We start from the raw sequence: 24,104 nt of genomic DNA on the forward strand, positions 1-24,104 counted from the left end.
ATGGTCCCCCCACGGGCGAGCTTGTCTTGTGCATGCTTAATCAAGCGCCTTGATCAGTTTTTCCGCTGTTGCACGATTGAGCGCCATGGGAATGTCATAGACGCTGCCGAGGCGCGTCAGCGCCTTCACATCGACATCGTGTGGTAGTGGCGACAGCGGGTCGATGAAGAAGATGAGCACTTCGACCGTGCCTTCCGCGATCATCGCGCCGATCTGCTGGTCCCCGCCCAGCGGCCCGCTTTTCACACGCTGAATGCTCAGTGAGGGGCAGGCATCCAGAATGAGACCGCCGGTTGTGCCTGTCGCCACGATGTCATAGCGGGCCAGCGCCTGCTCGTGAGCCGTTGCGAAGGCAACCATGTCATCCTTCTTCTGATCGTGGGCGATCAATGCGATGCGCAGGCGTTCCGTCATGAATGAGCAACCTTACGAGTTGATAACCTTGTCATTAGCATTCTAAATCGTTTTAAACCTATAGCGAAGCACTAAAGACCTGAAAAGAGGTTTTACTTCAAAAGCCCTTCTACTGCGCGCCGTAGGTGACATCTGCGACCGAATTCGGTGCAGGGCCGTTGAGGACGGCAGCGCAGGCTTTCGGCAGATCGGAAACCATGACCGGACGTGGCTTTTTCGGCGGTTCCTTCGACGGCTTTGCAGGCTTCCATGGCTCGTCGGTGAACCACCAGGCAAGCGACTTGTCGCAACCGTCGCCAGCAGCCACTTTCGGCTGCGGCTTGCACTGGGGCGAACCGGGCTGGCAGGTCAGGCGGACGTGGAAATGATAGAAGTGACCCCAATAGGGACGCACCTTGCCGAGCCAGCTTCTGTCACCCGTCACCGTGTCGCAAAGCTGCTTCTTGATGCCCGGATGCACGAAGATGCGCTCGACTTCCGGATAGCTTGCGGCATGTTTGATGAGGGCCGTGCGGGCAGGGGTCCATTTCTTGGGATCGACGTATAGCGAATCCGGCTTCAGCATCGAAACGGCAGAAACGCTCTCGCGTTGGGCATCGGTAAACCGCTTTTTCGGCATCGGCGTCAGCCAGATATCGGCATCGAGGCCGACCTGATGCGAAGCGTGGCCGGTGAGCATTGGACCGCCGCGGGGCTGCGAGATGTCGCCGACGAGCAGGCCGGGCCAACCATCCTGTGCTGCATCGCGGGATAGTTTTTCCAGAAGACCGATCATGCGCGGATGCCCCCAGCGGCGGTTACGCGAAAGGCGCATCACCTGCCAGTTTGGGCCATCGGTCGGCAGTGCCACCGCGCCGGCGAGACAACCCTTGGCATAGAAGCCGATGGATTGTGGCTGCTGCGCCAGCACGGGAAGCGTTTCGCCACCGAAAGCCTGTTTGGCGGGCATGTCTTCCGCCATGGCCGTCGGCACGAAGTCGGGTGCAATCATTGCGGCCAGCGAGGCTGCGAGAATGATCTTTTTCAGTTTGTTTGCGATCATGGGGCAATTCCATGTTTGGCCAAAGGGCGCTGCGGTCGCGAATCAAGGCAACCGGATTGCGGGCATTATGCTGTGTGACGGGCGGGCCTTCAATGGTGGTCGACAGTTTGGAGCTGCCGACCACCATTTCCCTTAATCCTTCCGTATCTTTGCAAGCAAGACTAGAACCAATAGCGGCATGAATGTGCAGAAGACGATCAGCGGCCAGGCAGTATCGCCCGGCAGGAAGATGACCAACGCGGTTCCTGCCAGACTGACGATCAGGCTCTGAATGCAGAAATAGACTGCGACGGCCATGCCTGCACTGTCATCAAAGGCCGCAAGCGCACCATTTGCTGTCATCGATGCGGTGAGAACGATCCCGACGGCGGCAAGCCACATCGGGACGATGAGGCTTGTGAACGATGGTTGCAGCAGTTTCTCGCCCGCGAAAAGCAGCAGGGCGCTGGCAAGGAGCACGGCCATGCCAAGTGCGACGCTAGTGCGGGCGCCCCATCTTTGCGTATGGCGTGGCAGGATGCGCGTGGCGGCGATCATAACGATGGCGACGCTTGCGAAGGCAAAGCTGAAACTGGTCTCGCCGAAACCGCCGCGTTCGATCAGAATGCGCGGCGCCGTGGAAAAGAACACGAAAAATGTGCCCATTGCCGTCGCAAAGCCCAACGTATAGGTCCAGAAACTGAAATCCATCATGATCCGGCCCAAACTTCCGGTGCTTGAGGCATTGCTGGCCGGTCGCGTCTCGTGCCAGTGGCGCAAAGCGCGCCATGTTGCGACGAGGCCGAACACGCCAAGCGTCGCGAAGATTGCCCGCCATCCGAAACCCTTTGCAATGAGTGCGCCAGCGATTGGCCCAAGGGCAGGGACGAAGGAAAGCATAGCGCTGAAAAGCCCGTAGATCGTCGCGCCTTCGGGGCGCGTCGCATAGATATCGCGGACCGTTGCGAAAGTGGCGACAAGTGCCGCCGAGGCGCCTGTTGCCTGCACGAAACGAAGCGCCACGAATAACGTGGCATTGTCGGTGATCGCCAGAGCGAAGGACGAAAGGGCGAAGACCAATCCGCCGCCGACCAGGATTGGCCTGCGTCCGAAACGGTCCGACAACGGGCCGAACAGGAGTTGCCCGACACCCAGCATCACCATGTAGAGGCTGAGCGTGAGCTGCACCATGGCGGATGTCGTTTGCAGGATTGCGGGCATGGAAGGCACCACCGGCAGGTAGATGTCCATGGCCAGCGAAGCCAGAATGTCGAAGGGAGCCATCAGCGCGAGCGCAAATGGCAGGGAGTGACCCCAACGTGAATTTTGTTTGTTATCAAAAGGCATGACGAAGCATCCGCTCGAGAAAAAAGTCGGGCGGCGATCTGCCTTCGTTAGAGCGGTTCCGGTTTAAACGGAATCGTCGGAACCGCTCTATCTATTTGTTTTCACGCATTATCCGACGCAAAACCGCTTCGCACTTTTGCTGGAAATGCTCTAGAGCGCGTTTCGATCTGATCGAAGCATATCCGAAAACCGTTACACACTTTTCGGGATGCGCTTTAAAGGGAATAGGTCCGGGGCAGATGCCGCAACAGGTTGGAAAAGCTGTTGCGGCTTATTTATCTGCTGATTTTTCGTTACCCATAGGTCTGTCCCGGTTTGATTGCGGTCAAATTTTTAGCAGTCCCATCGGGGTAATGCAAATCAGCGCCAGCAATCCTCGCGCCACATGGCCGAAAAGGCCGTCTGATAATCGGGATAGGCAAATTCATAGCCGAGGTCCCTGATGCGCTGGTTGGAGACGCGCTTGTTCTCGCCATAAAAGGAGCGCGCCATCGGCGTCATGTCGGCTTCCGCGAAGGGGATTTCAGGTGGCGGGGTTACATCCATCAGTTCGGCTGCATAGGTGACGACGTCCTGCGGGGGGCTTGGTTCATTATCGGTGATATTGAAGATGCCGCCCGTATTGGTCCCTGCCAGAAAGCGAAGGCTGCCGGCAATGTCATCGACATGGATGCGGTTGAAGACCTGATTATCCTTGACGATGCGTCGTGCCGTGCCGCGTTCCAGATTGACGAAGGCGTTGCGGCCCGGTCCATAGATACCTGAGAGGCGCAGGACCGCGAGCGGCGTTCCATGCCGTTCGCTTAAACGTCCCCATGCCTCTTCGGCTTCGACGCGTTCCAGACTGCGACGGGATGCAGGCTTGCAGGGTGCCGTCTCGTCCACCCACTCGCCCTGATGATCGCCATAGACGCCGACCGTCGACAGATAGCCGATCCAGCGAATGGTGTTGTCGGGGCGGCGAAGCGCTTCTTCAACGACGGCGACAGCCGGATCGCCGCTTTCACCGGGAGAGATCGAAACGACCACATGGGTCGATTGGGCAAGCCGGTCCAGAACGTCGGGCGAGGGTGTTTCGCCATCGAAGAGTATCGGTTTTATGCCTGCCTGTTCAAGGAGCGGGAATTTCTGCTCGTGCCGCGTGGTCCCGTGGATGCGTTCCGCCTCACCGGTCATCCTTTGTGCAAAGGCCTGTGCAGAATAGCCGGCTCCGAACAGAAAAATGCGCATATCAGACTGCCTCCGTATTCCACTCTGCCTGTACCGTAGCATCCTCTTCGATGGAGGCCAGACGTTTCTGCATTTGTGCCACACGGTTGGGTTCAGCCAATTGCTTCAATGCCCAAATAGCAGCACCCCGCACGACTGGCGCTTCGTCTTCCAGCAATCGTTCGACATCTGGCAGAAGAGCTTCATCACCGGAATTGCCAGTGGCGATCAGCACATTACGAATAAAGCGATCACGTCCGATCCGCTTCACCGGGGAACCGGAAAACAAGGTGCGGAAAGCCGCGTCGTCCAGTTTCAACAGATCGGCCAGACGCGGCGCTTTCAGATCGTCGCGTGCCATAAGCTTCATTTCGCTGGTGGCTTGCGCAAACTTGTTCCATGGGCAGACGGAAAGACAGTCATCGCAGCCATAGATGCGGTTGCCCATCGCCCTGCGGAATTCGTGCGGGATCGGCCCCTTGTTCTCGATTGTGAGATAGGAAATGCAGCGCCGCGCATCGATGCGATAAGGCGAGGGGAAAGCTTTGGTCGGGCAGGCATCCAGACAGGCGCGGCAGGAGCCGCAATGGTCGCGGTCAGGCTCGTCGGGCGGAATTTCCGCCGTGGTGAAGATCGAGCCGAGGAACAGCCAGGAGCCGAGCTCGCGGCTCACCAGATTGGTGTGCTTGCCCTGCCAGCCGAGACCGGCGGCCTCAGCCAGCGGCTTTTCCATGACGGGTGCCGTGTCGACGAAGACTTTTACGTCCTGCCCGGCGCGCGCAGCAAAACGGCTCGCCACATGCTTCAGCTTACCCTTGATGATGTCATGATAGTCGCGGTTCTGCGCATAGACTGAAATGGCCGCGCGATCTTTTTCGTCCAGAATGGCGAGCGGATTGACGTCAGGTCCGTAATTCATTGCCAGCATCATGATGGAACGGACTTCCGGCCACAGCACACTCGGATCGGCGCGGCGCGCTTCCGTTTCTTCCATCCATTCCATATCGGCGTGGTGGCCGTCGGCAATATATTGCCGCAACCGTTCAGGCGCCTGCGGAATTGCGTCCGGCGTGGTGAAGGCAACGGCATCGAAACCAACCGCCTTCGCCTCTTCGATCAGGAAGCGCTTCAGCTTTTCCGTTTTGGAACTAGAAGTCGAGGTCGCCATAATGAGCCACCGGGGCAAGTCCGCGAACACGGTCGGAAAGCAAGGGACGGAAAGCCGGGCGCGACTTCATACGGGCATACCAGTCACGTGCCGCTTTGGTTTCGCTCCATTCGATCTCGCCCAGATAGTCTAGCACGGAAATGCAAGCCGCCGCCGCCGTGTCGGCGTAGCTTGGATGCGCGCCGCCGAGCCAGTCGCGGGTGGCGGCCAGCCAGTCGATATATTTCATGTGCTGGCGGATATTGGTGCGGGCGGCGCGAATGGCCGTTGAATCCGGTGCGCTACCGCCCATCTCGGCGGCCATCTGCAGCTTGAACACACGTTCACGGGCGATATGGCGCGTCACTTCGTTTTCGAACTTGAGCAGGAACCAGTCGACGAGGCGGCGTACCTCGGCGCGTTCCATCGGGCTTTCCGGCAGAAGACGGCGGCTGCGTTTCAAGGCACCGCGTGTCTCGTCCAGATATTCGGCGATTACCGTCGGGCCGACGACTGGAAGGTCGTTTTCAGCCAGAAGCACGGGCAAGGTGCCCGCCGGGTTCAGTGCCAGAAATTCCCTGCGGCGCGACCATGGTCGTTCCTCGATCAGCTCCGCTTCAACGCCATATTCGCCGAGGATGAGCCGCACATAGCGCGAACCCGAAGACATGGGATGATGAAAAAGCGTAAGCATGATCGACGCGATACTCTCGACTGAAGCTTGAATTGAACGTCCGGAGATTGGCACGGCGGCTGGCGTTTGCACATGCAGCAGGCTATTCCTGCTACCAAGCGATTCGACGCCGCCTCAACGGAATATAAAGTCTATAAGACCTATGTTTGCGGGAGACAAGCAATCGCTGGACGTGCTCGTTGTCGCCTCAACACCCGCAATCGCGGGCCGGTTCAGATGCCTCCATTGTACTCACCATTCTAAGGTACTGACTTCATGGATATTTTTAATCTGCTGGAAGCCGCGTTTCTCGGTCTTGTCGAAGGCTTGACCGAATTTATCCCGGTTTCCTCCACCGGGCATTTGCTGCTGATCGGTCATTTTCTCGGCTTTGAATCCACAGGAAAGACCTTTGAGGTGCTGATCCAGCTCGGCGCCATTCTGGCCATTCTGACTGTCTATTCGGCAAAACTCCTGAAAATTCTGACCGATTTTCCTCGCGATGCCCGCACGCGGCGCTTCGTCTTCGGCATTCTGGTTGCCTTCCTCCCCGCTGCCTTTATTGGTGCGCTGGCGCATGGCTTTATCAAGAGCGTGCTGTTCGAGACGCCGATGCTGGTCTGCATCATGCTCATCATCGGCGGGTTCATTCTGCTCTGGGTGGACCAGCTCAATCTGCGTCCGCGCTATCACGATGTCATGGATTATCCGCTGCCCATGTGCCTCGCCATCGGCTTCATCCAGTGTCTGGCCATGATCCCCGGTGTGTCGCGCTCCGGCTCCACGATTGTCGGTTCGCTGCTGCTTGGTGCGGACAAGCGCTCGGCGGCGGAATTCTCGTTCTTTCTCGCCATGCCGACCATGGCAGGCGCTTTTGCCTATGATCTTTACAAGAGCCGCAATATCCTGTCGTTCAACGACGGCGCGCTGATCGGGGTGGGCTTTGTAATGGCCTTCATCTCGGGCGTTTTCGTCGTGCGCTATTTGCTCGACTATGTATCTCGCCACGGCTTCAAGCTGTTTGCCTGGTGGCGCCTGATCATCGGATCGGTGGGGCTGGCAGCATTGCTTGTATGGGGTTAAACAAAAAGGGGCCTTTCGGCCCCTTATTCATTTTCCGGCAAATGAAATGTCTCACGCAAAGCCGGTCTTGGTGTACTGGCCGGCAACGCGGTAGCGCCACAGATAGGCGGGCAGAACGGCGTCGACGCCTTCCGGCGTGATGCCCATGCCTTCCAGCGTGCGGCCTTCCTTGATCGCCTTGTCGGAAACGACGTTGTCGAATTTCAACAGCGTCACCTGATCGTTGGTGATTGGCGGATTCGGCAGCAGGCCGAGGACTGATGCCTGCAAGCGGGCAACCCACCAAGGCATGGAAACGATGATGCGCTTGCGGTCGATGACGCGCAGCATATCCTTCATCCAGTTCTTGAACGGCTGCACATCCGGGCCGCCGAGTTCGTAGACACCGCCCGGCATCAGCTTGCCGTCGACGGCACGCGCGACTGCTTCCGCGACATCGCCCACATAAACCGGCTGGAGGCGGGTGTCGCCACCGCCGATGACCGGCAGGAACGGCGAGAAGCGTGCCATATTGGCGAAGCGGTTGAAGAAGCGATCTTCAGGGCCGAAGATGATTGATGGGCGCAGGATGACGCTTTCGGGCAGAATTGAAAGAATAGCGTTTTCGCCTTCCGCCTTGGTGCGCGCATAATCCGACGGCGAGTTGGCGTCGGCTGCAAGCGAGGACACATGCGTCATGCGGATACCTGCAGCCTTGGCGGCTTCGGCAATGTTCTTCGCGCCCAGCACCTGAACGGTGTTGAAACGCTGGCGACCGCTTTCGGCGAGAATGCCCACCAGGTTCACGACATGGTCGGAGCCTTTGACGACCAGCTCGACCGATGCGCGATTGCGGACATTGGCCTGCACCATCTGGATCTGGCCGACATTGCCGAGCGGTGCCATATAATAGGCGACTTCCGGCTTGCGCACGGCGACGCGCACACGATAACCGCGCTTGGTGAGAGCCGCTACGACCGCGCGCCCGACAAAGCCGGAGCCGCCGAAAACGGTGACCAGTTTCGGCCTGTTGTGGACTTCGTTCGGTTCGGTCTTCATCCTAAACTCCTGCATGAAAGCCAGTTGCGCCACTTTCGAACAGTGGTCGCGATGCGTCTGTATTGCCGGTGATTTATCGCCTTTTTGCCACAAGGCAAAGGGGACTTGTTGTCACGATCATGATAGCGGGGCTTTTTCCCATGTTTAACGCGCAATAGAGCTTTGAGATTTTGCTGCTTGCTGTTAAATCGCGCGCATGAGCACACCACTTGACCATATTCGCAATTTTTCGATCGTCGCCCATATCGATCATGGCAAATCGACGCTGGCTGACCGCCTCATTCAATTGACGGGCGGGCTGGATACGCGCGAGATGAAGGATCAGGTTCTCGACTCGATGGATATCGAGCGCGAACGCGGCATCACCATCAAGGCGCAGACCGTCCGTCTCAATTACAAGGCGAAGAACGGCGAAGATTATGTGCTGAACCTGATCGACACGCCCGGTCACGTCGACTTCGCCTATGAAGTCTCGCGTTCGCTGGCCGCATGTGAAGGTTCGCTTCTCGTGGTGGACGCTTCCCAGGGCGTGGAAGCGCAGACGCTGGCCAATGTCTATCAGGCCATCGACAACAACCATGAAATCGTGGTCGTGCTGAACAAGATCGATCTCCCCGCTGCCGAGCCAGAGCGCGTCAAGCAGCAGATCGAGGAAGTCATCGGCATCGATGCGGCGCAGGCCGTGCATATATCTGCCAAGACCGGCATCGGCATCGAAGATGTACTGGAAGCCATCGTCACGCAGTTGCCCGCGCCGAAGGAAGGCGACCGCAATGCGCCGCTCAAGGCCATGCTGGTCGATAGCTGGTACGATTCCTATCTCGGCGTCATCGTTCTGGTGCGCGTCATCGACGGTGTGCTCAAGAAGGGCCAGACCATCCGCATGATGGGCACGGGTGCGAAATATCCTGTTGAACGCACCGGCGTGTTCACGCCGAAGATGGTTCAGATGGATGAACTCGGTCCCGGTGAGCTTGGCTTTATTACCGCTTCGATCAAGGAAGTGGCCGATACCCGCGTTGGTGACACGATCACCGAAGATCGCCGCCCCACCGAAAAAATGCTGCCGGGCTTCAAGCCTGCACAGCCGGTGGTGTTCTGCGGCCTGTTCCCGGTTGATGCGGCGGATTTCGAAGATCTGCGCTCTGCCATGGGCAAACTGCGCCTCAACGATGCGTCGTTCTCGTTTGAAATGGAAACCTCTGCGGCGCTTGGTTTCGGTTTCCGCTGCGGCTTCCTCGGGCTTCTGCATCTTGAAATCATTCAGGAGCGCCTTGAGCGCGAGTTCGATCTCGATCTCATTACGACCGCGCCTTCGGTTGTCTATCGCCTGAATATGCAGGACGGTTCGCAGAAAGAACTGCACAATCCGGCTGATATGCCGGATGTGGTAAAGATCACTGCAATTGAAGAGCCTTGGATTCGCGCAACCATCATGACGCCCGATGATTATCTCGGCGCCATCATGAAGCTTTGTCAGGAGCGCCGCGGCCTCCAGATCGATCTGACCTATGTCGGCCCGCGTGCGATGATCACCTATGATCTTCCGCTCAACGAAGTCGTTTTCGATTTCTACGACCGTCTGAAGTCGATCTCGAAGGGCTATGCCTCGTTTGACTACAATCTTTCAGATTACCGCGAAGGCGATCTGGTCAAGATGTCGATCCTTGTCAACGAAGAGCCGGTCGATGCGCTTTCGATGCTGGTCCACCGCTCGGCGGCTGAAAAGCGTGGTCGTGTGCTTTGCGAAAAGCTGAAAGAGCTGATCCCACAGCACATGTTCAAGATCCCGATTCAGGCGGCAATCGGCGGCCGCATCGTGGCGCGCGAGACGATCTCGGCATTGCGCAAGGACGTGACGGCCAAGTGTTATGGCGGCGATATTTCGCGTAAGCGCAAACTTCTGGACAAGCAGAAGGAAGGCAAGAAGCGTATGCGCCAGTTCGGCAAGGTGGAAATCCCACAAGAGGCCTTTATTCAGGCACTCAAGATGGGCGATGATTGATTCCAAGGTTGTTTCAGGGGCACTTCGGTGCCCTTTTTCCATTGTGCAACAATGTTGAAAGAGGGCGCTACGCTCTTTCCCTCATCCTTCGAGGCTACGCTTTGCTCCGCACCTCAGGATGAGGGGGCGACGTCGCGCGCGATACAGGACTATCTTCGTTTCGCAAGTTCCGGCAGGCTTTCATAGTTCAGCGCAATCAATGCTTCTTTCTTTGCCCGCGACCATCCTTTGATCTGCCGTTCGCGCGCGATGGCATCGATAATCCGGTCATATGTTTCTGTGAAAACAAGTTCGACGGGACGCCGCTTCTTCGCATAGCTTTCATAAATCCCTTCGTTATGCTCCCACAATCGGGCTTCGATGCTCTGCTTGGTGAGACCGGTGTAATATGAACCGTCTGCGCAACGCAGAATGTAGACTGTTACTTCCATGACTTGCCCCCGCGCGTCTTTGGAAGCTAGATTTTGCGCCAAGCTCGTCTGTCTAACAAGTTGCGATGATCTTCTTGAGATCGCCGACGTTCAGAAAGTTGGAATCAGTGTCCGCAAAATCCCGCATTTCCATCACCTACTGTACCCAATGCAATTGGCTGTTGCGGGCGGCATGGATGGCGCAGGAACTGTTGCAGACATTCGGGCAGGACTTAGGCGAAGTGGCGTTGCGTCCGGGGACCGGCGGGGTCTTTGAAATCCGTGTTCAAATGCCGGACGGAACTGAAGAGCTGATCTGGGAACGCAAGCGCGATGGCGGCTTTCCGGAAGCCAAGGTGTTAAAGCAACGCGTCCGTGATCTGGTCTGGCCGGAACGCGATCTCGGTCATTCGGACAGGCCAGCCAATTCGTGAGCGGTTTCTTACCACTGATCCTTCGAGGCTACGCTTCGCTCCGCACCTCAGGATGAGGACGGCGGCAAGCTCGATGATGTGCCGCCAACGACGTTAAACATCAATGCAGACGATTAAGAAGGGCACTGATTTTCTGAACGAAAGCGGATACGCGTTTCCCTCATCCTGAGGAGGTGCGAAGCACCGTCTCGAAGGATCGAAGGACGAGGGAAGCAGAAGCATGGTCAATCCTCATCCACCACGCGCAAGCGCATTTGGGTCGGGGCGCTTTCCGTCTGCCGCGCTTGCGGGCGGGATGCTTCCTCAGCAGGGAGCGGGCCGAATTCCAGCGCCTCGATCTTCGCGCCGCGCTTCGTGACTTTGCTGGAAGACACAAGAATATCGTCAATATCCTTGTTGGCCTGCACGAAATGGGTTTGCAGCTTGCGCACACGCTCATCAAGACGCCCCACATCTTCCATCAGCCGGATCACTTCGCCCTGAATGACATGTGCCTGCTCGCGCATGCGGGCGTCTTTCAGGATCGCCTGAATAACCTGAATGGAGAGCATCAGCAGCGAGGGTGAGACGATGACCACCCGTGCCCGGTGCGCACGCTGGATCAGTGCTTCGAAATGCTCGTGAATATCGGCGAAGATCGACTCCGACGGCACGAACAGGAAGGCAGTGTCCTGTGTTTCGCCGGGGATCAGATATTTGTCGGAGACATCCTTGATATGGATTTCCATATCGCGGCGGAACTGTGCGGCGGCTGATTTTCTGGCTTCGGGTTGTTCTGTCTCGCGCATGGTGTTCCATGCTTCGAGCGGGAATTTCGCATCGATCACCAGCGAGGGCGCATTGTTGGGCATGCGCACGAGGCAATCGGGACGAGTGCTGTTGGAAAGCGTTGCCTGAAACTCGTAAGCGCCCTGCGGCAGGCCATCGGCAATGATTGCTTCCATTCGCGATTGGCCGAAAGCGCCGCGCGTCTGCTTGTTGGCGAGGATCGCCTGCAACTGCACCACCTGTCCGGCCAGCGACTGGATGTTGTTCTGCGCGGTGTCGATGACCGCGAGGCGCTCCTGCAATTTGGCGAGATTTTCATGCGTCGAGCGGGTCTGTTCGGTCATGGTCTGGCCGATGCGATGCGTCATGCCGTCGAGCCGTTCGCGGATCGACTGGTTGAGTTCCGCCTGCCGCGAGCCGAACACTTCCGCCATGGTCTGCATCCGGCCCTGCATCTCGGCCTGCGCCTTCAGGATTTCCGCCATGCGATATTCCGCGTCGCGGGCACGGTCCTCGGCCTGCGCTTCCGCAACCGCGCGAAGCCGGGCAGAGCGCGTCGCCGCGATCAGAAAAATGGCAAGACACAGCACCAGCACGACGATACCCGCCAGCAGGATATTCCCCAGCGTGAAGGATGTGGCACCGAGCTGCAGAAGCGGCTCATTCAGAAGATTCTGGTTTTCCATGAAGAGAGCTTAGCTGATTCGTATCGTCTTGATGAGATCAAAACGAGAACATTTTGCAAAGTGTAATTGACGATTCTCGCGTGAGCCATTACGTGAAAGCCCATGTCTGTAAAACCGCTTGTCATCCTTCCCGATCCCGTCCTGCGCCAGGTTTCCAAGCCGGTGGAGCGCTTTGACGATCAGTTGCGCAAATTTGCCGGCGATATGTTCGACACCATGTATGATGCGCCGGGCATTGGTCTTGCCGCCATTCAGGTGGGCGAACCGATCCGTTTGCTCGTCATCGACCTTGCCAAGGAAGGTGAACCGAAAGCGCCGCACGTCTTCATCAATCCCGAGATCATCGGCGTAACGGATGAAGCCAGCACCTATGAGGAAGGCTGCCTTTCGATCCCGGATTATTATGCCGAAGTGGAACGGCCAGCCGCCATCAAGGTCAATTACTTCGATGCTGACGGCAAGCCACATACGATTGAAGCCGACGGACTGATGGCCACTTGTCTGCAGCATGAGATCGACCATCTGAACGGCGTGCTCTTCATCGATCATATTTCCAAGCTGAAGCGCGATATGGTCATCAAGAAGTTCAAGAAGCTCGCCAGCCAGCGAGCATCGAAGAAAGTGCTTTAATGCGTGTCGTTTTCATGGGGACGCCGGAATTTTCCGTGCCGATCCTCACCGCCATCATCGGTCACGGTTATGAGGTTGTTGCCGTCTATACGCAGCCGCCGCGTCCGGCTGGCCGTCGCGGGCTGGAGCTGACCAAGTCGCCGGTGCACGAAAAGGCCGAACAGTTCGGCATTCCGGTGTTCACGCCGAAGAGCCTCAAGGGCGCGGAAGAGCAGGACGTTTTCGCAAGCCTCGAGGCCGATGTTGCGATTGTCGTTGCTTATGGTCTGCTGCTGCCGCAGGCCATTCTGGATGCGCCGCGTCTGGGTTGTTATAACGGCCATGCCTCGCTGCTGCCGCGCTGGCGCGGTGCTGCTCCGATTCAGCGCGCCATCATGGCGGGCGATGCGGAAACCGGCATGATGATCATGAAGATGGATGCAGGGCTCGATACCGGTCCCGTTGCCATGGCGGAAAAGGTTGCGATCACGCCTGACATGACGGCAGGCGAACTGCATGATCGTCTGAGCATGATCGGTGCCGACCTGATGATCCGCGCGCTGGGTGCGCTGGAGCGTGAAAGCCTTGCCTTGCAGCCACAGGCAGAGGAAGGCGTCACCTATGCCGCCAAGATCGACAAGGCCGAGGCACGCATCGACTGGTCGAAGCCTGCAAAGGATGTGCACAACACCATTCGCGGACTGTCGCCTTTTCCGGGTGCCTGGTGCGAGATGGAAATCAACGGCACTGTCGAGCGCGTGAAGCTTCAGCGCTCAACGCTGGGTGAGGGCAAGGGCGAGCCGGGTACGGTGCTGGATGATCGCCTGACGGTTGCCTGCGGCGGGGGTGCCGTGCGGCTCGTCACGCTGCAGCGCTCCGGTGGCAAGCCATTGCCTGCGCAAGAATTTCTGCGTGGGCAGCGCGTCACGAAGGTTCTGTAAGCGGTGCCGCGCTACAAGCTCACTGTCGAATATGACGGCACGCCCTATGTCGGCTGGCAGCGGCAGGAAAATGGCCATGCGGTGCAGAATGCCATCGAACTGGCTTTCAAGAAGTTCTGCGGCGAGGACCTGACGCTGAGCGCGGCAGGCCGCACCGATGCGGGCGTGCATGCAACCGCACAGGTGGTCCATGTCGATCTCACCAAAGATTGGGATGCAGGCAAGGTGCGCGATGCGGTCAATGCGCATCTGGTCATGGCGGATGAGCGCGTCAGCATTCTGAATGTCGAGAAGACAACGGACTCATTCGATGCGCGCTTTTCTGCGCGTGCGCGGCATTATCTCTACCGTATCCATAATCGCCGTGCGCCTCTGGCCATCGATTATCAGCGCGCGTGGTGGGTACAGAAGCGGCTTGATGCTGAAGCGATGCATGAAGCGGCGAAGCGGCTTCTGGGCGAGCACGACTTTACGACGTTCCGCGCCACGCAATGCCAGGCCAAGAGCCCGGTCAAGACGCTCGACCGGCTCGATGTCACCCGCAATGGTGACATGATAGAAATGCGCGTTTCGGCGCGGTCCTTCCTGCACAACCAGGTGCGTTCCTTTGCAGGCAGCCTGATGGAAGTGGGCGTTGGTCGCTGGACGGCGGATGATCTGCAGTCCGCTTTGGAAGCCAGAGATCGCAAGGCCTGCGGGCAGGTTGCCCCGCCCTATGGGCTCTATCTGGTCGGGGTGGACTACGCGTTTCCGTTCTAAGATCGAGGCATCCGAGCCATCTTGGCTCAATAAGCGCGGGCGTCGAAGCCGATCCCGAACAATTGCTGCAGCAGGACGGTCAAGAACAGCGAACCGAAGACGGTGCAAGCGAAGAATGGCGCCGTATAGGCATGCGGGCGCTGCAGCGCGACGAAAGTCAGCCGGTAACCCAGCACGATGGATATGCCGAACATGATGATGGCGAACAATGTCGTGATATCAAGCTGTCCGGGAAAGAACAATTGCAGCAACGTGATCGGTGCGAAGATCCACGAAATCAGGGCGCTGCCCCAGTTGGTCGCAATCACGAAGGCCGCATAACGTTTGGCAATGCCAATCCGCTTGGCGAGAAGGCCGATAATAACGAGCGGAATAATCCACGCCGCTATCTCAACCACCGCAGCGCGGGTGACGATGGCGAAGCGCAGGCCTGTCTCGTCACGGCCAGCCGTGAGATTCGCAGCATAGGACACCCAGTTCGCGAACATGGGGGGGAGCGCAATTGCTATCGCAAAAAAGGACGACCAGAAACCCTCGGCGGAAATGTCGAGATAGCCCAGTCCTTCCTTGCGCCCGAGCATCATTTTCCAGACGCCCCAGAAATATCTGAAAATATCATCCAGGCTTGGCATGAGATTCCCAATTTTCGCGTAATCCTGGCGGAAAAGTCATGCGACTTTTCGGGATTATGCGTTACCCAAAGAAATCGGCGATGAAGCGTTCATAAATCTGTGTCAGGCCTTCGAGGTCGGCAAGGGTCACGCGCTCGTCGACCATATGCATGGTCTGTCCGACAAGGCCGAACTCGACCACCGGACAGTAATCCTTGATGAAACGGGCATCGGATGTGCCGCCCGAAGTCGACAGTTCCGGGCGCTTGCCCGTTACCGCTTCGACGGAGGCCGTCAACGTGCCGATCAGTTTTTCGTCACAGGTCAGGAACACGTGGCTCGGATGTTCGCGCCAGGTGAGTTCATAATTGATCGGCGTGTCGCGAGCCGGACGAAGGCGATTGTCGCGAGCGGCTTTTTCCAGGCGCGCGACAATCTCGGCCTGCAAGGTCTCTGCCGTCCATGTGTCGTTGAAGCGGATGTTGAACGAGGCTGTCGCCTTGTTTGCAATGACATTGGTGGCCTTGTTGCCAACGTCGATGGTGGTGACTTCCAGATTGCTGGCCTGGAAATCGGCTGTGCCTTCATCAAAGGCGGGGTAAAGCAGACTGTCGACCAGCGTGGTGATGCCGCGCACCGGGTTCTCGGCCAGATGCGGATAGGCGGCATGGCCCTGTACACCGTGGACGGTGATCGTGCCAGAGAGTGAGCCCCGCCGCCCGATCTTGATCATGTCGCCGAGCGCATTGGGATTGGTCGGTTCGCCGACAATCGATGCGTCCCAGCTTTCGCCGCGTTGCCTCGCCCAGTCGAGCAGCTTGACCGTGCCATTGATGGCCGGGCCTTCCTCGTCTCCGGTGATGAGGAAGGAAACGCTGCCCTTGATACTGCCGTGTTTTTCGATGTGACGGGCGACTGCGGCCACGAAACAGGCGACGCCGCCCTTCATGTCCACAGCACCGCGGCCGTACATCACGCCGTTCTCGATTGCGGCGGAGAAGGGCGGGTGTTTCCAATCGGCTTCGTTGCCGGGAGGGACGACATCGGTATGTCCTGCGAACATGAGATGCGGGCCGTTGCCGGATTTGCGCGCATAGAGATTCTCGATATCCGGTGTGCCTTCGTCGCGGAAGAGGGGCCGTTCAACCGAGAATCCCATCGGCTTCAGCATTGCCTCCAGCGCCGTCAGCGCGCCGCCTTCGGCAGGCGTCACGGATGGGCAGCGGATCAGGGCGGCAAGGTTGTCGGCGGGATTGACAGCTAAACTCATGAGATCGGAACTTCTGAAAAGGGAATCGTTTGGTGACAAGATTATCGCGCATCCCGAAAAGTGCGAAGCGGTTTTCGGATTAAGATGCGCGTGAGAAACAAACTGCATCCCGAAAAGTGCGAAGCGGTTTTCGGAACAAGATACGCGTTGAAATAAACAGATAGATATCACCGGATGAAACAATAATCCGGCGGTTGCGCGCAGGATGCATTTTTCGCCTTTCACTTGTTTTTCTCAAGCGGTTTCAATTTGGGAACGAAATTTCCTTGACCGGAGGCCCCCTGTCATCGTTAGTTAAAAAAAAGTTGATAACGAGACCCGCAAAGGGCCGGTCAACGGGGACTCTTTAAAATGGGAAACTGCGCATGCGTTTTGTCACTTCTGCGATAGCAGGCATGATGGTGCTCTTCGGGGCGACGACAATACCGGCCAAGGCCGCGCAATGGAGTGAAGCAGGCGGGCTAACAAGCATTCCTTACGGACACAAGGAATACTGCGATCGCAATCGGCGCGATTGCGGCGCGCATCGCGTGTTGCCGCCGATGAAGATGACCCCGCAGCGCGCCAAGCTGCTGCAATCGGTCAGCAGTTCCGTCAATCATCGCATCAAGCCTGTTTCCGATCAGGATAATTATGGCAAGCGCGATCACTGGACCATGCCCGTCAACGGCAAGGGTGATTGCGAGGACTATGTTTTGATGAAACGCGCCCAGTTGATGGCGCGCGGCATCAGCCCGTCGCAACTTCTCATCACCATGGTGCAGGGCAGCGAGGCGCACGTCGTTCTGACGGCGCGTACCGATCACGGCGATTATATTCTCGACAATCTGCGCGATGAAGTGTTGCCGGTCGAGAAAACCTCTTATCGTTATATCAAGATGCAGTCGCCCGCCAATTCCGGCCAGTGGGTTTCCATCGCCGGGCGTTCGGTCGCGGTCGCAAACAACTGACAGGGTCACGGCGTTCGATTGAAGGCTGGCTGGTCATTTTGTAAAGCTTTATAAAGCCGCATCTCGATGCGGCTTTTTCTTTGCAGCATGGGCTGATTTGGCCGGCTGATTGATGTCAGCAGCAAATCAGGGTGTCATTTCGACGATGCTGGTTCCGTTTCTACAATGCCAATTTCGCGAAAAATCGTGCCATTGTTCACTCTTATTGGACAATATATTGGGACAGACTGTTCGCGCTTTTTGAACAAAGATGCCTTTGTAACAGTCATGTGATCGCTGGTATATCAAGTAAACAATTGTTATCGCTGAATTTTTTAAATCATCATTATCGTTTCCCAAAATATTGAGGGCACGAATGTGTGATTAAGAAAACATTTTCGTGACTGGAACTTTTACCCACTGTCACCCATTTCAGCAGCATCGGAACGACGAACAAAACGCCGCTCCACTTTCCAAGGAGATAGGAAAATGAAGAAGATTGTTCTTGCTGCCGCTGCCCTTGCTCTTAGCGCCGGTGCTGCCTTTGCTGAAAACCCACATGTCGGCGAACCTGCCGATCTTTATGCAAATGACCGCACGCCGGTTGCAACGCAGAGCGTCGACTATACGGCTCCTGCCTCGATCAACAAGGCAACGGTTTATCAGGATGGCTCGGCTCACCGCTTCGGTGATGCATCGCCTTCCTCTTACCAGAACTAAAAGTCCGTTCGGACTTTTAGCCTCTCCGGTTCATCTGGACCGGGCATGAATGAAATATCCGCATTGCATGTATTCCCGATGGTGTCGGGGCATTTCCTCCCAGATGTGCCGGACACCTTAGGGCGGGCCACGAAGGCCCAGTCAACCGAATGTCCCCGGCAAACTTGAGACGTGGTCTCGAGGTCTAGTCGGTGAAGCACCGATTTCGGGGACGCTATGGAGAAAAGGAATAAAGAAATGAAGAAGTTTGCTCTCGCCGCTCTTGCTGTCGCTCTTAGCGCCGGTGCTGCCTATGCTGAAAACCCGTATGTTGGTGAGCCGCCTGCAATGGCTGCCCAGGACAAGGCTTTCGTTCTTCCCGGCGAAACCCCGGTCGCTTCGACCCGCAGCAACCTCGACTACACGGCTCCGGCTGCTATTCGTCAGTCTGCGCCGGTTAATCAGGACGGTTCGGCTCATCGCTTCGGCGACGCCTCCCCATCCAGCTACCAGAACTAATTTGTTCTGATAGCGGATAGTCCACAGCATATCCCATGCGTTCCTCCCCCTCACGCATGGGATATGCGGGATGGCCCCAAAGCGGTTCGTATTTTTGCCGAAACTGCTCCAAGGCCAGATATTAGGAATCTCCCCGGAGGATGGCGTCAACGTCTCCCCGGATTGCCCGGATCAGAGGCGTTGCGCCATCCGAAGGGGCGACAAGTCTCAAATGAAAAAGGCGACGCCAAAAGCGTCGCCTTTTGTTTTCAGCACGTTGAATTGTCGGTCAATCGCGCAGCAATTCGTTGATGGAGGTCTTGGAGCGGGTCTTTTCGTCCACACGCTTGACGATGACGGCGCAATAGAGGCTTGGGCCCCAATTTTCACCGGGAACGTTCTTGCCCGGCATGGTGCCGGCAACGACAACCGAATAGGGCGGCACTTCGCCATAGAAGACTTCACCGGTTGCGCGATCCACGATCTTGGTAGACTTGCCGATGAAAACACCCATGCCGAGGACCGAGCCTTCGCGCACGATGCAGCCTTCAACGACTTCCGAACGGGCGCCGATGAAACAATTGTCCTCGATGATGGTTGGACCGGCCTGCATCGGTTCCAGAACGCCACCGATGCCGACGCCTCCGGAAAGATGAACGTTCTTGCCGATCTGTGCGCAGGAGCCGACAGTTGCCCAGGTGTCGACCATCGTGCCTTCATCGACATAGGCACCGAGATTGACGAAGGACGGCATCAGGATCGCGTTGGGCGCAATATAGGCCGAGTGGCGCACGATGCAGTTCGGCACGGCGCGGAAGCCGGCCTTTTCGAACTCATTGGCGGTCCAGCCGTCGAATTTCGAGGGCACCTTGTCCCACCAGGATGACTGGCCGGGGCCGCCCTTGATGACTTCCATCGGGTTGAGACGGAAGGAGAGCAGAACCGCTTTCTTCAGCCATTGGTTGACATGCCAGTTGCCGTCCGCCTGTTTTTCTGCGACACGGGCTTCACCGCGATCGAGCAGAATGAGTGATTGTTCGACGGCTTCGCGCACTTCGCCGCGCGTGGCCGTGTTGATACCGTCGCGCTCGTCAAAAGCCTTGTCGATTGTCTTCTCAAGGGAGGCGAGGTCTGGCTTGGTCATAGGGTGCGATCTCCATGGAGGGGCGGCGGATGGCAGGCGCGGACAAGTCCGGCCCGTTTGCTGGGAAATTGATTAAGCGAAGGCGCCATGAGGGTCAATGTTGTTCGTGATCCGATTGCAGTGCCACGTTTGAGACAGATTAAGCATTTAGCGCCAGAATGGATGCTGTTATGCGTTGAATGGCGATAATGAAAGAGCAGGTGAGAGCATGAACCCGATGGAGAAGTCCGGCTGGACGCCGTTCCCGAATTCAGAGGAAGCGGTCAAGCAGGCGCGAACCGTACCACAGACGCCGCAGACCGAAGCCCCTGCCTATCGCCTTGCTTTCACGGACGATGATTTTCTGACGCGGCGCGATCTGCGGCCGATCCGGCTGCAGCTTGAGCTGCTGAAACCTGAAATGATTCTGGCTGACCGGGGCATCAAGTCCACTGTCGTCATGTTTGGCGGTGCGCGCATTCCGGAGCCGGGCGGCGAAGCATGGGCAGCCAAGAACGAGGTTCAGAAGAAGAACCTCGAAGCCAATGCGCATTATTACGAGGAAGCGCGCAAATTCGCGCGACTTTGCTCCGAATATTCCGCGACGACCTATTATCGCGAGTTCATCGTGGTGACGGGTGGTGGCCCTGGCGTCATGGAAGCCGGTAATCGCGGTGCGGCCGATGTCGGTGCCCCGACGATCGGGCTCAACATTGTGCTGCCGCACGAACAGGCGCCCAACGTCTATGTCACGCCAGACCTTTGCTTCAACTTCCATTATTTCGCGATCCGCAAGATGCACTTCCTGATGCGGGCCAAGGCGATCTGCGTCTTCCCCGGTGGTTTTGGAACGATGGATGAGCTTTTCGAGGCAATGACGCTGATCCAGACCAACCGTATGGAGCGGATGCCGTTGATCCTGTTCGGAAAGGAATTCTGGACCAAGGCGATCAATATCGAGTTTCTGGCCGAGCAGGGCACGATTTCGCCTGCCGATATCGAGCTTCTTAACTTTGTCGAAACTGCCGACGAAGCCTGGGGCCAGATCAAAGATTTTTATAAGCTCTGATCGCTTCCGACATTCTGTTCGATACGCCCGGCCAAATGGTCGGGCGTTTCTTTTTGCGGCTCTTCTTCTGCTTGATAAGGCCGAGGGCGGTGAACGAGTGTCACCAGCACGACCGAGATAATCATCAGGAGATACCACGAGCCGAGCTTGCTCATTGATACCAGCTCCCAGCCATTGCGCTGGTTCGGATAAAGCCAGGCTTTCGACCATGTACCGATGTTCTCGGCAATCCAGATGAAGAGCGCGGTCAGCAGGAAGGCGATCAGCAGCGGCATTTTGTGTCGAAGGCGGAAGACGCGGTAATGCATGGTCGTGCGCCAGAAAAGGGCGAAGGTCGCGGCGAACAGCAGCCAGCGCATATCCCAGATGAAGTGGTGCGCGAAGAAATTGATATAGATTGCGGCGGCCAGAATGACGGTCATCCAGAGCGGCGGATAATGGTTCAGCCTTATATCGAAGATGCGGTTGATGCGCGCCATATAGGAGCCGACAGCCGCATACATGAAGCCGGAAAACAGCGGCACGCCGCCGATGCGAAAGAAATTCTCCTCCGGGTAGACCCACGAACCGGCATGGGTCTTGAACACTTCCATCGCTGTCCCGACAATATGGAAGATGACGATGACCTTGGCTTCCTCCCATGCTTCCAGCTTGAAGACCAGCATGGCAAGCTGGATCGCAAGTGCTGACAGGAACAGGAAATCGTAGCGCGTGATGAACCCGGCACCGCCATCCGGCCAGAACCAGCGGGTCATGATGATGAGCGCCAGCATCGCGCCGCCGAACAGGCAGGCCCAGGCCTGTTTCAAGCCGAAGACCAGAAACTCGATCAGCGCATCGGTGATCCGGTGACGGGGCAGGTTGTCGATAAGGCCGTGGGCGGCCTCGTCGATCTTCTGTTCAAGGCCGGTGAAATGCCTATCGGTTTGCAATTATGGTTTCCAGAAACTGGGTCAGGTTATCGGTCACATAGTCCACCTGATCGGTGAACTCGGGATCGCTTTCCCATATTTCGGAAAATGTAGGCTCAAAGTTGTTTGGCACGATCAACACGGTTTTCATGCCGAGAGCCTTGGGAACGACCAGATTGCGCGCCAGATCCTCGAACATGACTGCCTTGCCTGCATCGACGCCGAAGGCACCGAGGAAGCGGTCATAGGTGACCCGTTCCGGCTTCGGTGTCAGGCCTGCCGCTACAATGTCGAAGATATCGTCGAAATCATCAAGGATTCCGAGCTGGCTGGCGGCACGTTCGGCATGACTGCGATCACCATTGGTGAAGATGAAGCGACGGCCCGGCAGCGCCTTGATTGCCTGTCCGAGCGCCGGATCGGGCGCCAGCCACGTATAGTCGATATCATGGACTTGTCTCAGAAAGTCGTCCGGATCGATCTGATGGCACTCCATCAGACCTTTCAGCGTGGTGCCATATTCCAGATAGAACTGCTTCTGGATCTTGCGCGCTTCGTCACGCGGCAGTTTCAGAAGGGTCTCGACATAGCTCGTCATCTTCACGTCGATCTGCGAGAACAGATTGGCGGCGTGCGGGTAGAGCGTGTTGTCGAGGTCGAACACCCAGTCAGTGACATGGGCGAAAGCAGCTCTGTCCGGAATATCGGTCATGATCTATCCTTATGGCACGATCAGCGTGCTTCTTCTTATTACGGCACGATCAGCGTGCCGGCACCATGCTCGGTAAAAAGCTCCAGCAGCACGGCATGCGGGGTCTTGCCGTTGAGGATGACGACGCCTTCCACACCACGGCGGATTGCTTCGATGCAGGTTTCCACCTTGGGGATCATGCCGCCGGAAATCGTGCCGTCCTTGATGAGCGCTTGCGCATCGGCTACCGACAGTTCCTTGATGAGATTCTTGTCCTTGTCCAGAACGCCCGGAACGTCGGTCAGGAACAGGAGGCGCGTTGCGGCGAGCGCACCGGCAATCGCGCCCGCAAAAGTGTCGGCATTGATGTTATAGGTGTGGCCGTCGCGGCCCGGTGCCACTGGCGCAATGACCGGGATCATCTCGGAACGTGCCAGGAGATCAAGCAGGGTGCGGTCCACTTCCGCCGGTTCTCCGACGAAGCCGAGGTCCAGCACTTTCTCGATGTTGGAATCGGGATCGATGACGGTCTTGTGTGCCTTCTGCGCGAAGACCATGTTGCCGTCCTTGCCGCAAAGACCGATGGCCCACTCGCCTTCGGCATTGATGAGGGCGACGATTTCCTTGTTGATGGAACCGGCCAGAACCATTTCCACCACTTCGACGGTTTTTTCGTCGGTGACGCGCAAGCCGCCTTCGAAGCGGGATTCGATACCGAGCTTGGTCAGCATGGCCTGAATCTGCGGGCCGCCGCCATGAACGACGATCGGATTGATGCCCGATTGCTTCAAAAGCGCTATATCGCGCGCGAAAGCCTTGCCCAGTTCCGGATTGCCCATAGCGTGACCGCCATATTTCACGACGACATGCTTGTTCTCGTAACGCTGCATATAGGGCAGGGCCGCGGAGAGGAGTTGCGCTTGCATTTCGGGATTTTCAAGTGTCGTCATCGCGGGCTCCATGGCAGGCGACAGGGCAAAAGAGGCAGGTTCTTCTAGACCGGATTTATCGCAATTGGAATCCGCAGATGCTTATTTTTCGCTTGTCCGTTCGCGATTATTTGAATTTGCAGCCCGAAACATGCCCAACAAAAAGCTGGTCTGCCATCTATGCAGGTCTTTGAACCGGAATGATTTTCAGAGACCGCATCATGCGTAAAATATTCCTTGCCGTCCTCGTCTCCCTGCTTGGCACATCTGCATCCTATGCTGCACCGGCACCAACGACCGAAACGATCATCCTCATCCGTCACGGAGAAAAGCCGCAGGGCGGCATGGGGCAGCTTGGTTGTCGGGGGCTTAATCGCTCTTTGAAACTGCCCGCAGTCATTGCACAGGATTTCGGCAAGCCTGATGCCATTTTTGCGCCCGATCCTGCGAAGGAAAAGAAGGATAAAGGTATTTCCTATGCCTATAACCGTCCGCTGGCGACGGTGGAGCCGACTGCCATCCGTTTTGGAATGCCGGTCGATACGCGCTTTGGCTATGACGAGATCGGCAAGCTGCAGGCGGCGCTTGAGCAGCCGCAATACAGCAATGCGACGATACTGGTCGGCTGGGAACACAAGCAGCTTTTCAAGCTGGCCAGAAATCTGCTGAAGGACAATGGCGGCGACAAGGCCGCGGTGCCGAAATGGCGCGGCGATGATTTTGACAGTATCTACGTGCTGCACATCCGGCGCGGTGACGGGCATGTGAGTGCCCGTTTCGAACGATTGAACGAAGGGTTGGATGGGCAGCCGGAAAGCTGCCCGAGCTGA

The 24,104-nt window shown here is 57.3% G+C and carries 26 protein-coding genes; 11 read left to right on the forward strand and 15 right to left on the reverse strand.

Annotation, left to right across the window (positions count from 1 at the left end):
* Positions 1-36: 36 nt before the first annotated feature.
* The 6 genes from FIB18_RS15190 to FIB18_RS15215 all read right to left on the reverse strand — a co-directional run bounded on the left by FIB18_RS15190 (position 37) and on the right by FIB18_RS15215 (position 5,832).
* Positions 37-414 carry a methylglyoxal synthase gene (locus FIB18_RS15190; protein ID WP_105542529.1) on the reverse strand — a complete coding sequence of 126 codons (378 nt, stop codon included), beginning with the start codon at positions 412-414 and terminating at the stop codon, positions 37-39.
* A gap of 109 nt (positions 415-523) precedes the next feature.
* Positions 524-1,456, reverse strand: a complete 933-nt coding sequence (gene mepA / locus FIB18_RS15195) for a penicillin-insensitive murein endopeptidase (protein WP_140021507.1) — start codon at positions 1,454-1,456, stop codon at positions 524-526.
* 132 nt (positions 1,457-1,588) lie between these two features.
* Entirely contained in the window at positions 1,589-2,782 is a 1,194-nt protein-coding gene (gene cml / locus FIB18_RS15200) for a CmlA/FloR family chloramphenicol efflux MFS transporter (protein WP_140021508.1), read from the reverse strand.
* A 360-nt stretch (positions 2,783-3,142) separates the two neighbouring features.
* Positions 3,143-4,012 (reverse strand): SDR family oxidoreductase, encoded by an 870-nt coding sequence (locus FIB18_RS15205; RefSeq protein ID WP_140021509.1) that lies wholly within the window; start codon positions 4,010-4,012, stop codon positions 3,143-3,145.
* A 1-nt stretch (position 4,013) separates the two neighbouring features.
* Positions 4,014-5,159, reverse strand: a complete 1,146-nt coding sequence (gene queG / locus FIB18_RS15210) for a tRNA epoxyqueuosine(34) reductase QueG (RefSeq protein ID WP_140021510.1) — start codon at positions 5,157-5,159, stop codon at positions 4,014-4,016.
* Positions 5,140-5,832: a glutathione S-transferase family protein gene (locus FIB18_RS15215; RefSeq protein ID WP_105543267.1), complete on the reverse strand. Its 693-nt coding sequence runs from the start codon at positions 5,830-5,832 to the stop codon at positions 5,140-5,142. The genes queG and FIB18_RS15215 overlap by 20 nt, the downstream gene beginning before the upstream one ends.
* A gap of 255 nt (positions 5,833-6,087) precedes the next feature.
* Between FIB18_RS15215 and FIB18_RS15220 the strand changes: the two genes are divergently transcribed.
* Positions 6,088-6,894 (forward strand): undecaprenyl-diphosphate phosphatase, encoded by an 807-nt coding sequence (locus FIB18_RS15220; protein WP_140021511.1) that lies wholly within the window; start codon positions 6,088-6,090, stop codon positions 6,892-6,894.
* Positions 6,895-6,945: 51 nt separating this feature from the next.
* Here the strand turns inward: FIB18_RS15220 and FIB18_RS15225 are convergent, their stop codons facing one another.
* Complete coding sequence (locus FIB18_RS15225) at positions 6,946-7,932, reverse strand: complex I NDUFA9 subunit family protein (RefSeq protein WP_140021512.1); 987 nt, start codon at positions 7,930-7,932, stop codon at positions 6,946-6,948.
* Between the two features lie 196 nt (positions 7,933-8,128).
* Here FIB18_RS15225 and lepA point away from each other — a divergent pair, with 196 nt between their 5' ends.
* Positions 8,129-9,937, forward strand: coding sequence for a translation elongation factor 4 (lepA, locus tag FIB18_RS15230; protein WP_140021513.1), 1,809 nt, complete (start codon positions 8,129-8,131; stop codon positions 9,935-9,937).
* A 149-nt stretch (positions 9,938-10,086) separates the two neighbouring features.
* On the opposite strand, the gene FIB18_RS15235 is transcribed toward lepA, so the two are convergent.
* Complete coding sequence (locus tag FIB18_RS15235; protein WP_140021514.1) at positions 10,087-10,368, reverse strand: GIY-YIG nuclease family protein; 282 nt, start codon at positions 10,366-10,368, stop codon at positions 10,087-10,089.
* 107 nt (positions 10,369-10,475) lie between these two features.
* Here FIB18_RS15235 and FIB18_RS15240 point away from each other — a divergent pair, with 107 nt between their 5' ends.
* Positions 10,476-10,781 carry a SelT/SelW/SelH family protein gene (locus FIB18_RS15240; protein WP_140021515.1) on the forward strand — a complete coding sequence of 102 codons (306 nt, stop codon included), beginning with the start codon at positions 10,476-10,478 and terminating at the stop codon, positions 10,779-10,781.
* Positions 10,782-11,005: 224 nt separating this feature from the next.
* On the opposite strand, the gene FIB18_RS15245 is transcribed toward FIB18_RS15240, so the two are convergent.
* Positions 11,006-12,235, reverse strand: coding sequence for a DNA recombination protein RmuC (locus FIB18_RS15245; RefSeq protein WP_140021516.1), 1,230 nt, complete (start codon positions 12,233-12,235; stop codon positions 11,006-11,008).
* 102 nt (positions 12,236-12,337) lie between these two features.
* Here FIB18_RS15245 and def point away from each other — a divergent pair, with 102 nt between their 5' ends.
* The 3 genes from def to truA are packed head-to-tail and all read left to right on the forward strand — an operon-like array spanning position 12,338 to position 14,544.
* A complete protein-coding gene (gene def, locus FIB18_RS15250; RefSeq protein ID WP_140021517.1) occupies positions 12,338-12,865 on the forward strand; it encodes a peptide deformylase in 528 nt (175 codons plus the stop codon).
* Positions 12,865-13,785, forward strand: coding sequence for a methionyl-tRNA formyltransferase (gene fmt, locus FIB18_RS15255; RefSeq protein WP_140021518.1), 921 nt, complete (start codon positions 12,865-12,867; stop codon positions 13,783-13,785). Before def ends, fmt begins: the two co-directional genes overlap by 1 nt.
* 3 nt (positions 13,786-13,788) lie before the next feature.
* On the forward strand, positions 13,789-14,544 hold the full coding sequence (truA, locus tag FIB18_RS15260) for a tRNA pseudouridine(38-40) synthase TruA (RefSeq protein WP_140021519.1): 756 nt from the start codon (positions 13,789-13,791) through the stop codon (positions 14,542-14,544).
* 26 nt (positions 14,545-14,570) lie between these two features.
* On the opposite strand, the gene FIB18_RS15265 is transcribed toward truA, so the two are convergent.
* Positions 14,571-15,176 carry a hypothetical protein gene (locus FIB18_RS15265; RefSeq protein ID WP_140021520.1) on the reverse strand — a complete coding sequence of 202 codons (606 nt, stop codon included), beginning with the start codon at positions 15,174-15,176 and terminating at the stop codon, positions 14,571-14,573.
* 61 nt (positions 15,177-15,237) lie between these two features.
* Positions 15,238-16,425: a succinyl-diaminopimelate desuccinylase gene (gene dapE, locus FIB18_RS15270; RefSeq protein WP_140021521.1), complete on the reverse strand. Its 1,188-nt coding sequence runs from the start codon at positions 16,423-16,425 to the stop codon at positions 15,238-15,240.
* Between the two features lie 398 nt (positions 16,426-16,823).
* Between dapE and FIB18_RS15275 the strand changes: the two genes are divergently transcribed.
* The 3 genes from FIB18_RS15275 (at position 16,824) to FIB18_RS15285 (ending at position 18,572) form a co-directional block, all read left to right on the forward strand.
* Complete coding sequence (locus FIB18_RS15275) at positions 16,824-17,375, forward strand: transglutaminase-like cysteine peptidase (protein ID WP_140021663.1); 552 nt, start codon at positions 16,824-16,826, stop codon at positions 17,373-17,375.
* Between the two features lie 468 nt (positions 17,376-17,843).
* Positions 17,844-18,074 (forward strand): hypothetical protein, encoded by a 231-nt coding sequence (locus FIB18_RS15280; protein WP_140021522.1) that lies wholly within the window; start codon positions 17,844-17,846, stop codon positions 18,072-18,074.
* Positions 18,075-18,311: 237 nt separating this feature from the next.
* Positions 18,312-18,572 carry a hypothetical protein gene (locus FIB18_RS15285; protein ID WP_140021523.1) on the forward strand — a complete coding sequence of 87 codons (261 nt, stop codon included), beginning with the start codon at positions 18,312-18,314 and terminating at the stop codon, positions 18,570-18,572.
* Between the two features lie 268 nt (positions 18,573-18,840).
* Here the strand turns inward: FIB18_RS15285 and dapD are convergent, their stop codons facing one another.
* Positions 18,841-19,695, reverse strand: coding sequence for a 2,3,4,5-tetrahydropyridine-2,6-dicarboxylate N-succinyltransferase (gene dapD, locus FIB18_RS15290; RefSeq protein WP_140021524.1), 855 nt, complete (start codon positions 19,693-19,695; stop codon positions 18,841-18,843).
* Between the two features lie 208 nt (positions 19,696-19,903).
* Here dapD and FIB18_RS15295 point away from each other — a divergent pair, with 208 nt between their 5' ends.
* Positions 19,904-20,743, forward strand: coding sequence for an LOG family protein (locus tag FIB18_RS15295; RefSeq protein ID WP_140021525.1), 840 nt, complete (start codon positions 19,904-19,906; stop codon positions 20,741-20,743).
* On the opposite strand, the gene FIB18_RS15300 is transcribed toward FIB18_RS15295, so the two are convergent.
* The 3 genes from FIB18_RS15300 to argB are packed head-to-tail and all read right to left on the reverse strand — an operon-like array spanning position 20,731 to position 23,295.
* Positions 20,731-21,675 carry a DUF817 domain-containing protein gene (locus tag FIB18_RS15300; RefSeq protein ID WP_140021526.1) on the reverse strand — a complete coding sequence of 315 codons (945 nt, stop codon included), beginning with the start codon at positions 21,673-21,675 and terminating at the stop codon, positions 20,731-20,733. The two genes, FIB18_RS15295 and FIB18_RS15300, sit on opposite strands and share 13 nt — an antisense overlap.
* Positions 21,662-22,366 (reverse strand): pyrimidine 5'-nucleotidase, encoded by a 705-nt coding sequence (locus tag FIB18_RS15305; RefSeq protein ID WP_140021527.1) that lies wholly within the window; start codon positions 22,364-22,366, stop codon positions 21,662-21,664. The genes FIB18_RS15300 and FIB18_RS15305 overlap by 14 nt, the downstream gene beginning before the upstream one ends.
* 38 nt (positions 22,367-22,404) lie before the next feature.
* A complete protein-coding gene (argB, locus tag FIB18_RS15310; protein WP_061345605.1) occupies positions 22,405-23,295 on the reverse strand; it encodes an acetylglutamate kinase in 891 nt (296 codons plus the stop codon).
* A gap of 200 nt (positions 23,296-23,495) precedes the next feature.
* On the opposite strand from argB, the gene FIB18_RS15315 reads away from it, so the two are divergent.
* Positions 23,496-24,104 (forward strand): hypothetical protein, encoded by a 609-nt coding sequence (locus FIB18_RS15315; protein WP_235894903.1) that lies wholly within the window; start codon positions 23,496-23,498, stop codon positions 24,102-24,104.

This window comes from Brucella pecoris (assembly GCF_006376675.1).
In the GTDB taxonomy this organism is placed as follows: Bacteria; Pseudomonadota; Alphaproteobacteria; order Rhizobiales; family Rhizobiaceae; genus Brucella; species Brucella pecoris.

What these genes read in the sequence shown, in the direction of transcription:
- FIB18_RS15190 (WP_105542529.1), bottom strand. Translation starts at nt 414, where the DNA reads ATGACGGAACGCCTGCGCATCGCATTGATCGCCCACGATCAGAAGAAG.
- mepA (WP_140021507.1), bottom strand. Translation starts at nt 1,456, where the DNA reads ATGATCGCAAACAAACTGAAAAAGATCATTCTCGCAGCCTCGCTGGCC.
- cml (WP_140021508.1), bottom strand. Translation starts at nt 2,782, where the DNA reads ATGCCTTTTGATAACAAACAAAATTCACGTTGGGGTCACTCCCTGCCA.
- FIB18_RS15205 (WP_140021509.1), bottom strand. Translation starts at nt 4,012, where the DNA reads ATGCGCATTTTTCTGTTCGGAGCCGGCTATTCTGCACAGGCCTTTGCA.
- queG (WP_140021510.1), bottom strand. Translation starts at nt 5,159, where the DNA reads ATGGCGACCTCGACTTCTAGTTCCAAAACGGAAAAGCTGAAGCGCTTC.
- FIB18_RS15215 (WP_105543267.1), bottom strand. Translation starts at nt 5,832, where the DNA reads ATGCTTACGCTTTTTCATCATCCCATGTCTTCGGGTTCGCGCTATGTG.
- FIB18_RS15220 (WP_140021511.1), top strand. Translation starts at nt 6,088, where the DNA reads ATGGATATTTTTAATCTGCTGGAAGCCGCGTTTCTCGGTCTTGTCGAA.
- FIB18_RS15225 (WP_140021512.1), bottom strand. Translation starts at nt 7,932, where the DNA reads ATGAAGACCGAACCGAACGAAGTCCACAACAGGCCGAAACTGGTCACC.
- lepA (WP_140021513.1), top strand. Translation starts at nt 8,129, where the DNA reads ATGAGCACACCACTTGACCATATTCGCAATTTTTCGATCGTCGCCCAT.
- FIB18_RS15235 (WP_140021514.1), bottom strand. Translation starts at nt 10,368, where the DNA reads ATGGAAGTAACAGTCTACATTCTGCGTTGCGCAGACGGTTCATATTAC.
- FIB18_RS15245 (WP_140021516.1), bottom strand. Translation starts at nt 12,235, where the DNA reads ATGGAAAACCAGAATCTTCTGAATGAGCCGCTTCTGCAGCTCGGTGCC.
- def (WP_140021517.1), top strand. Translation starts at nt 12,338, where the DNA reads ATGTCTGTAAAACCGCTTGTCATCCTTCCCGATCCCGTCCTGCGCCAG.
- fmt (WP_140021518.1), top strand. Translation starts at nt 12,865, where the DNA reads ATGCGTGTCGTTTTCATGGGGACGCCGGAATTTTCCGTGCCGATCCTC.
- FIB18_RS15265 (WP_140021520.1), bottom strand. Translation starts at nt 15,176, where the DNA reads ATGCCAAGCCTGGATGATATTTTCAGATATTTCTGGGGCGTCTGGAAA.
- dapE (WP_140021521.1), bottom strand. Translation starts at nt 16,425, where the DNA reads ATGAGTTTAGCTGTCAATCCCGCCGACAACCTTGCCGCCCTGATCCGC.
- FIB18_RS15275 (WP_140021663.1), top strand. Translation starts at nt 16,824, where the DNA reads ATGGTGCTCTTCGGGGCGACGACAATACCGGCCAAGGCCGCGCAATGG.
- FIB18_RS15280 (WP_140021522.1), top strand. Translation starts at nt 17,844, where the DNA reads ATGAAGAAGATTGTTCTTGCTGCCGCTGCCCTTGCTCTTAGCGCCGGT.
- FIB18_RS15285 (WP_140021523.1), top strand. Translation starts at nt 18,312, where the DNA reads ATGAAGAAGTTTGCTCTCGCCGCTCTTGCTGTCGCTCTTAGCGCCGGT.
- dapD (WP_140021524.1), bottom strand. Translation starts at nt 19,695, where the DNA reads ATGACCAAGCCAGACCTCGCCTCCCTTGAGAAGACAATCGACAAGGCT.
- FIB18_RS15295 (WP_140021525.1), top strand. Translation starts at nt 19,904, where the DNA reads ATGAACCCGATGGAGAAGTCCGGCTGGACGCCGTTCCCGAATTCAGAG.
- FIB18_RS15305 (WP_140021527.1), bottom strand. Translation starts at nt 22,366, where the DNA reads ATGACCGATATTCCGGACAGAGCTGCTTTCGCCCATGTCACTGACTGG.
- argB (WP_061345605.1), bottom strand. Translation starts at nt 23,295, where the DNA reads ATGACGACACTTGAAAATCCCGAAATGCAAGCGCAACTCCTCTCCGCG.
- FIB18_RS15315 (WP_235894903.1), top strand. Translation starts at nt 23,496, where the DNA reads ATGCGTAAAATATTCCTTGCCGTCCTCGTCTCCCTGCTTGGCACATCT.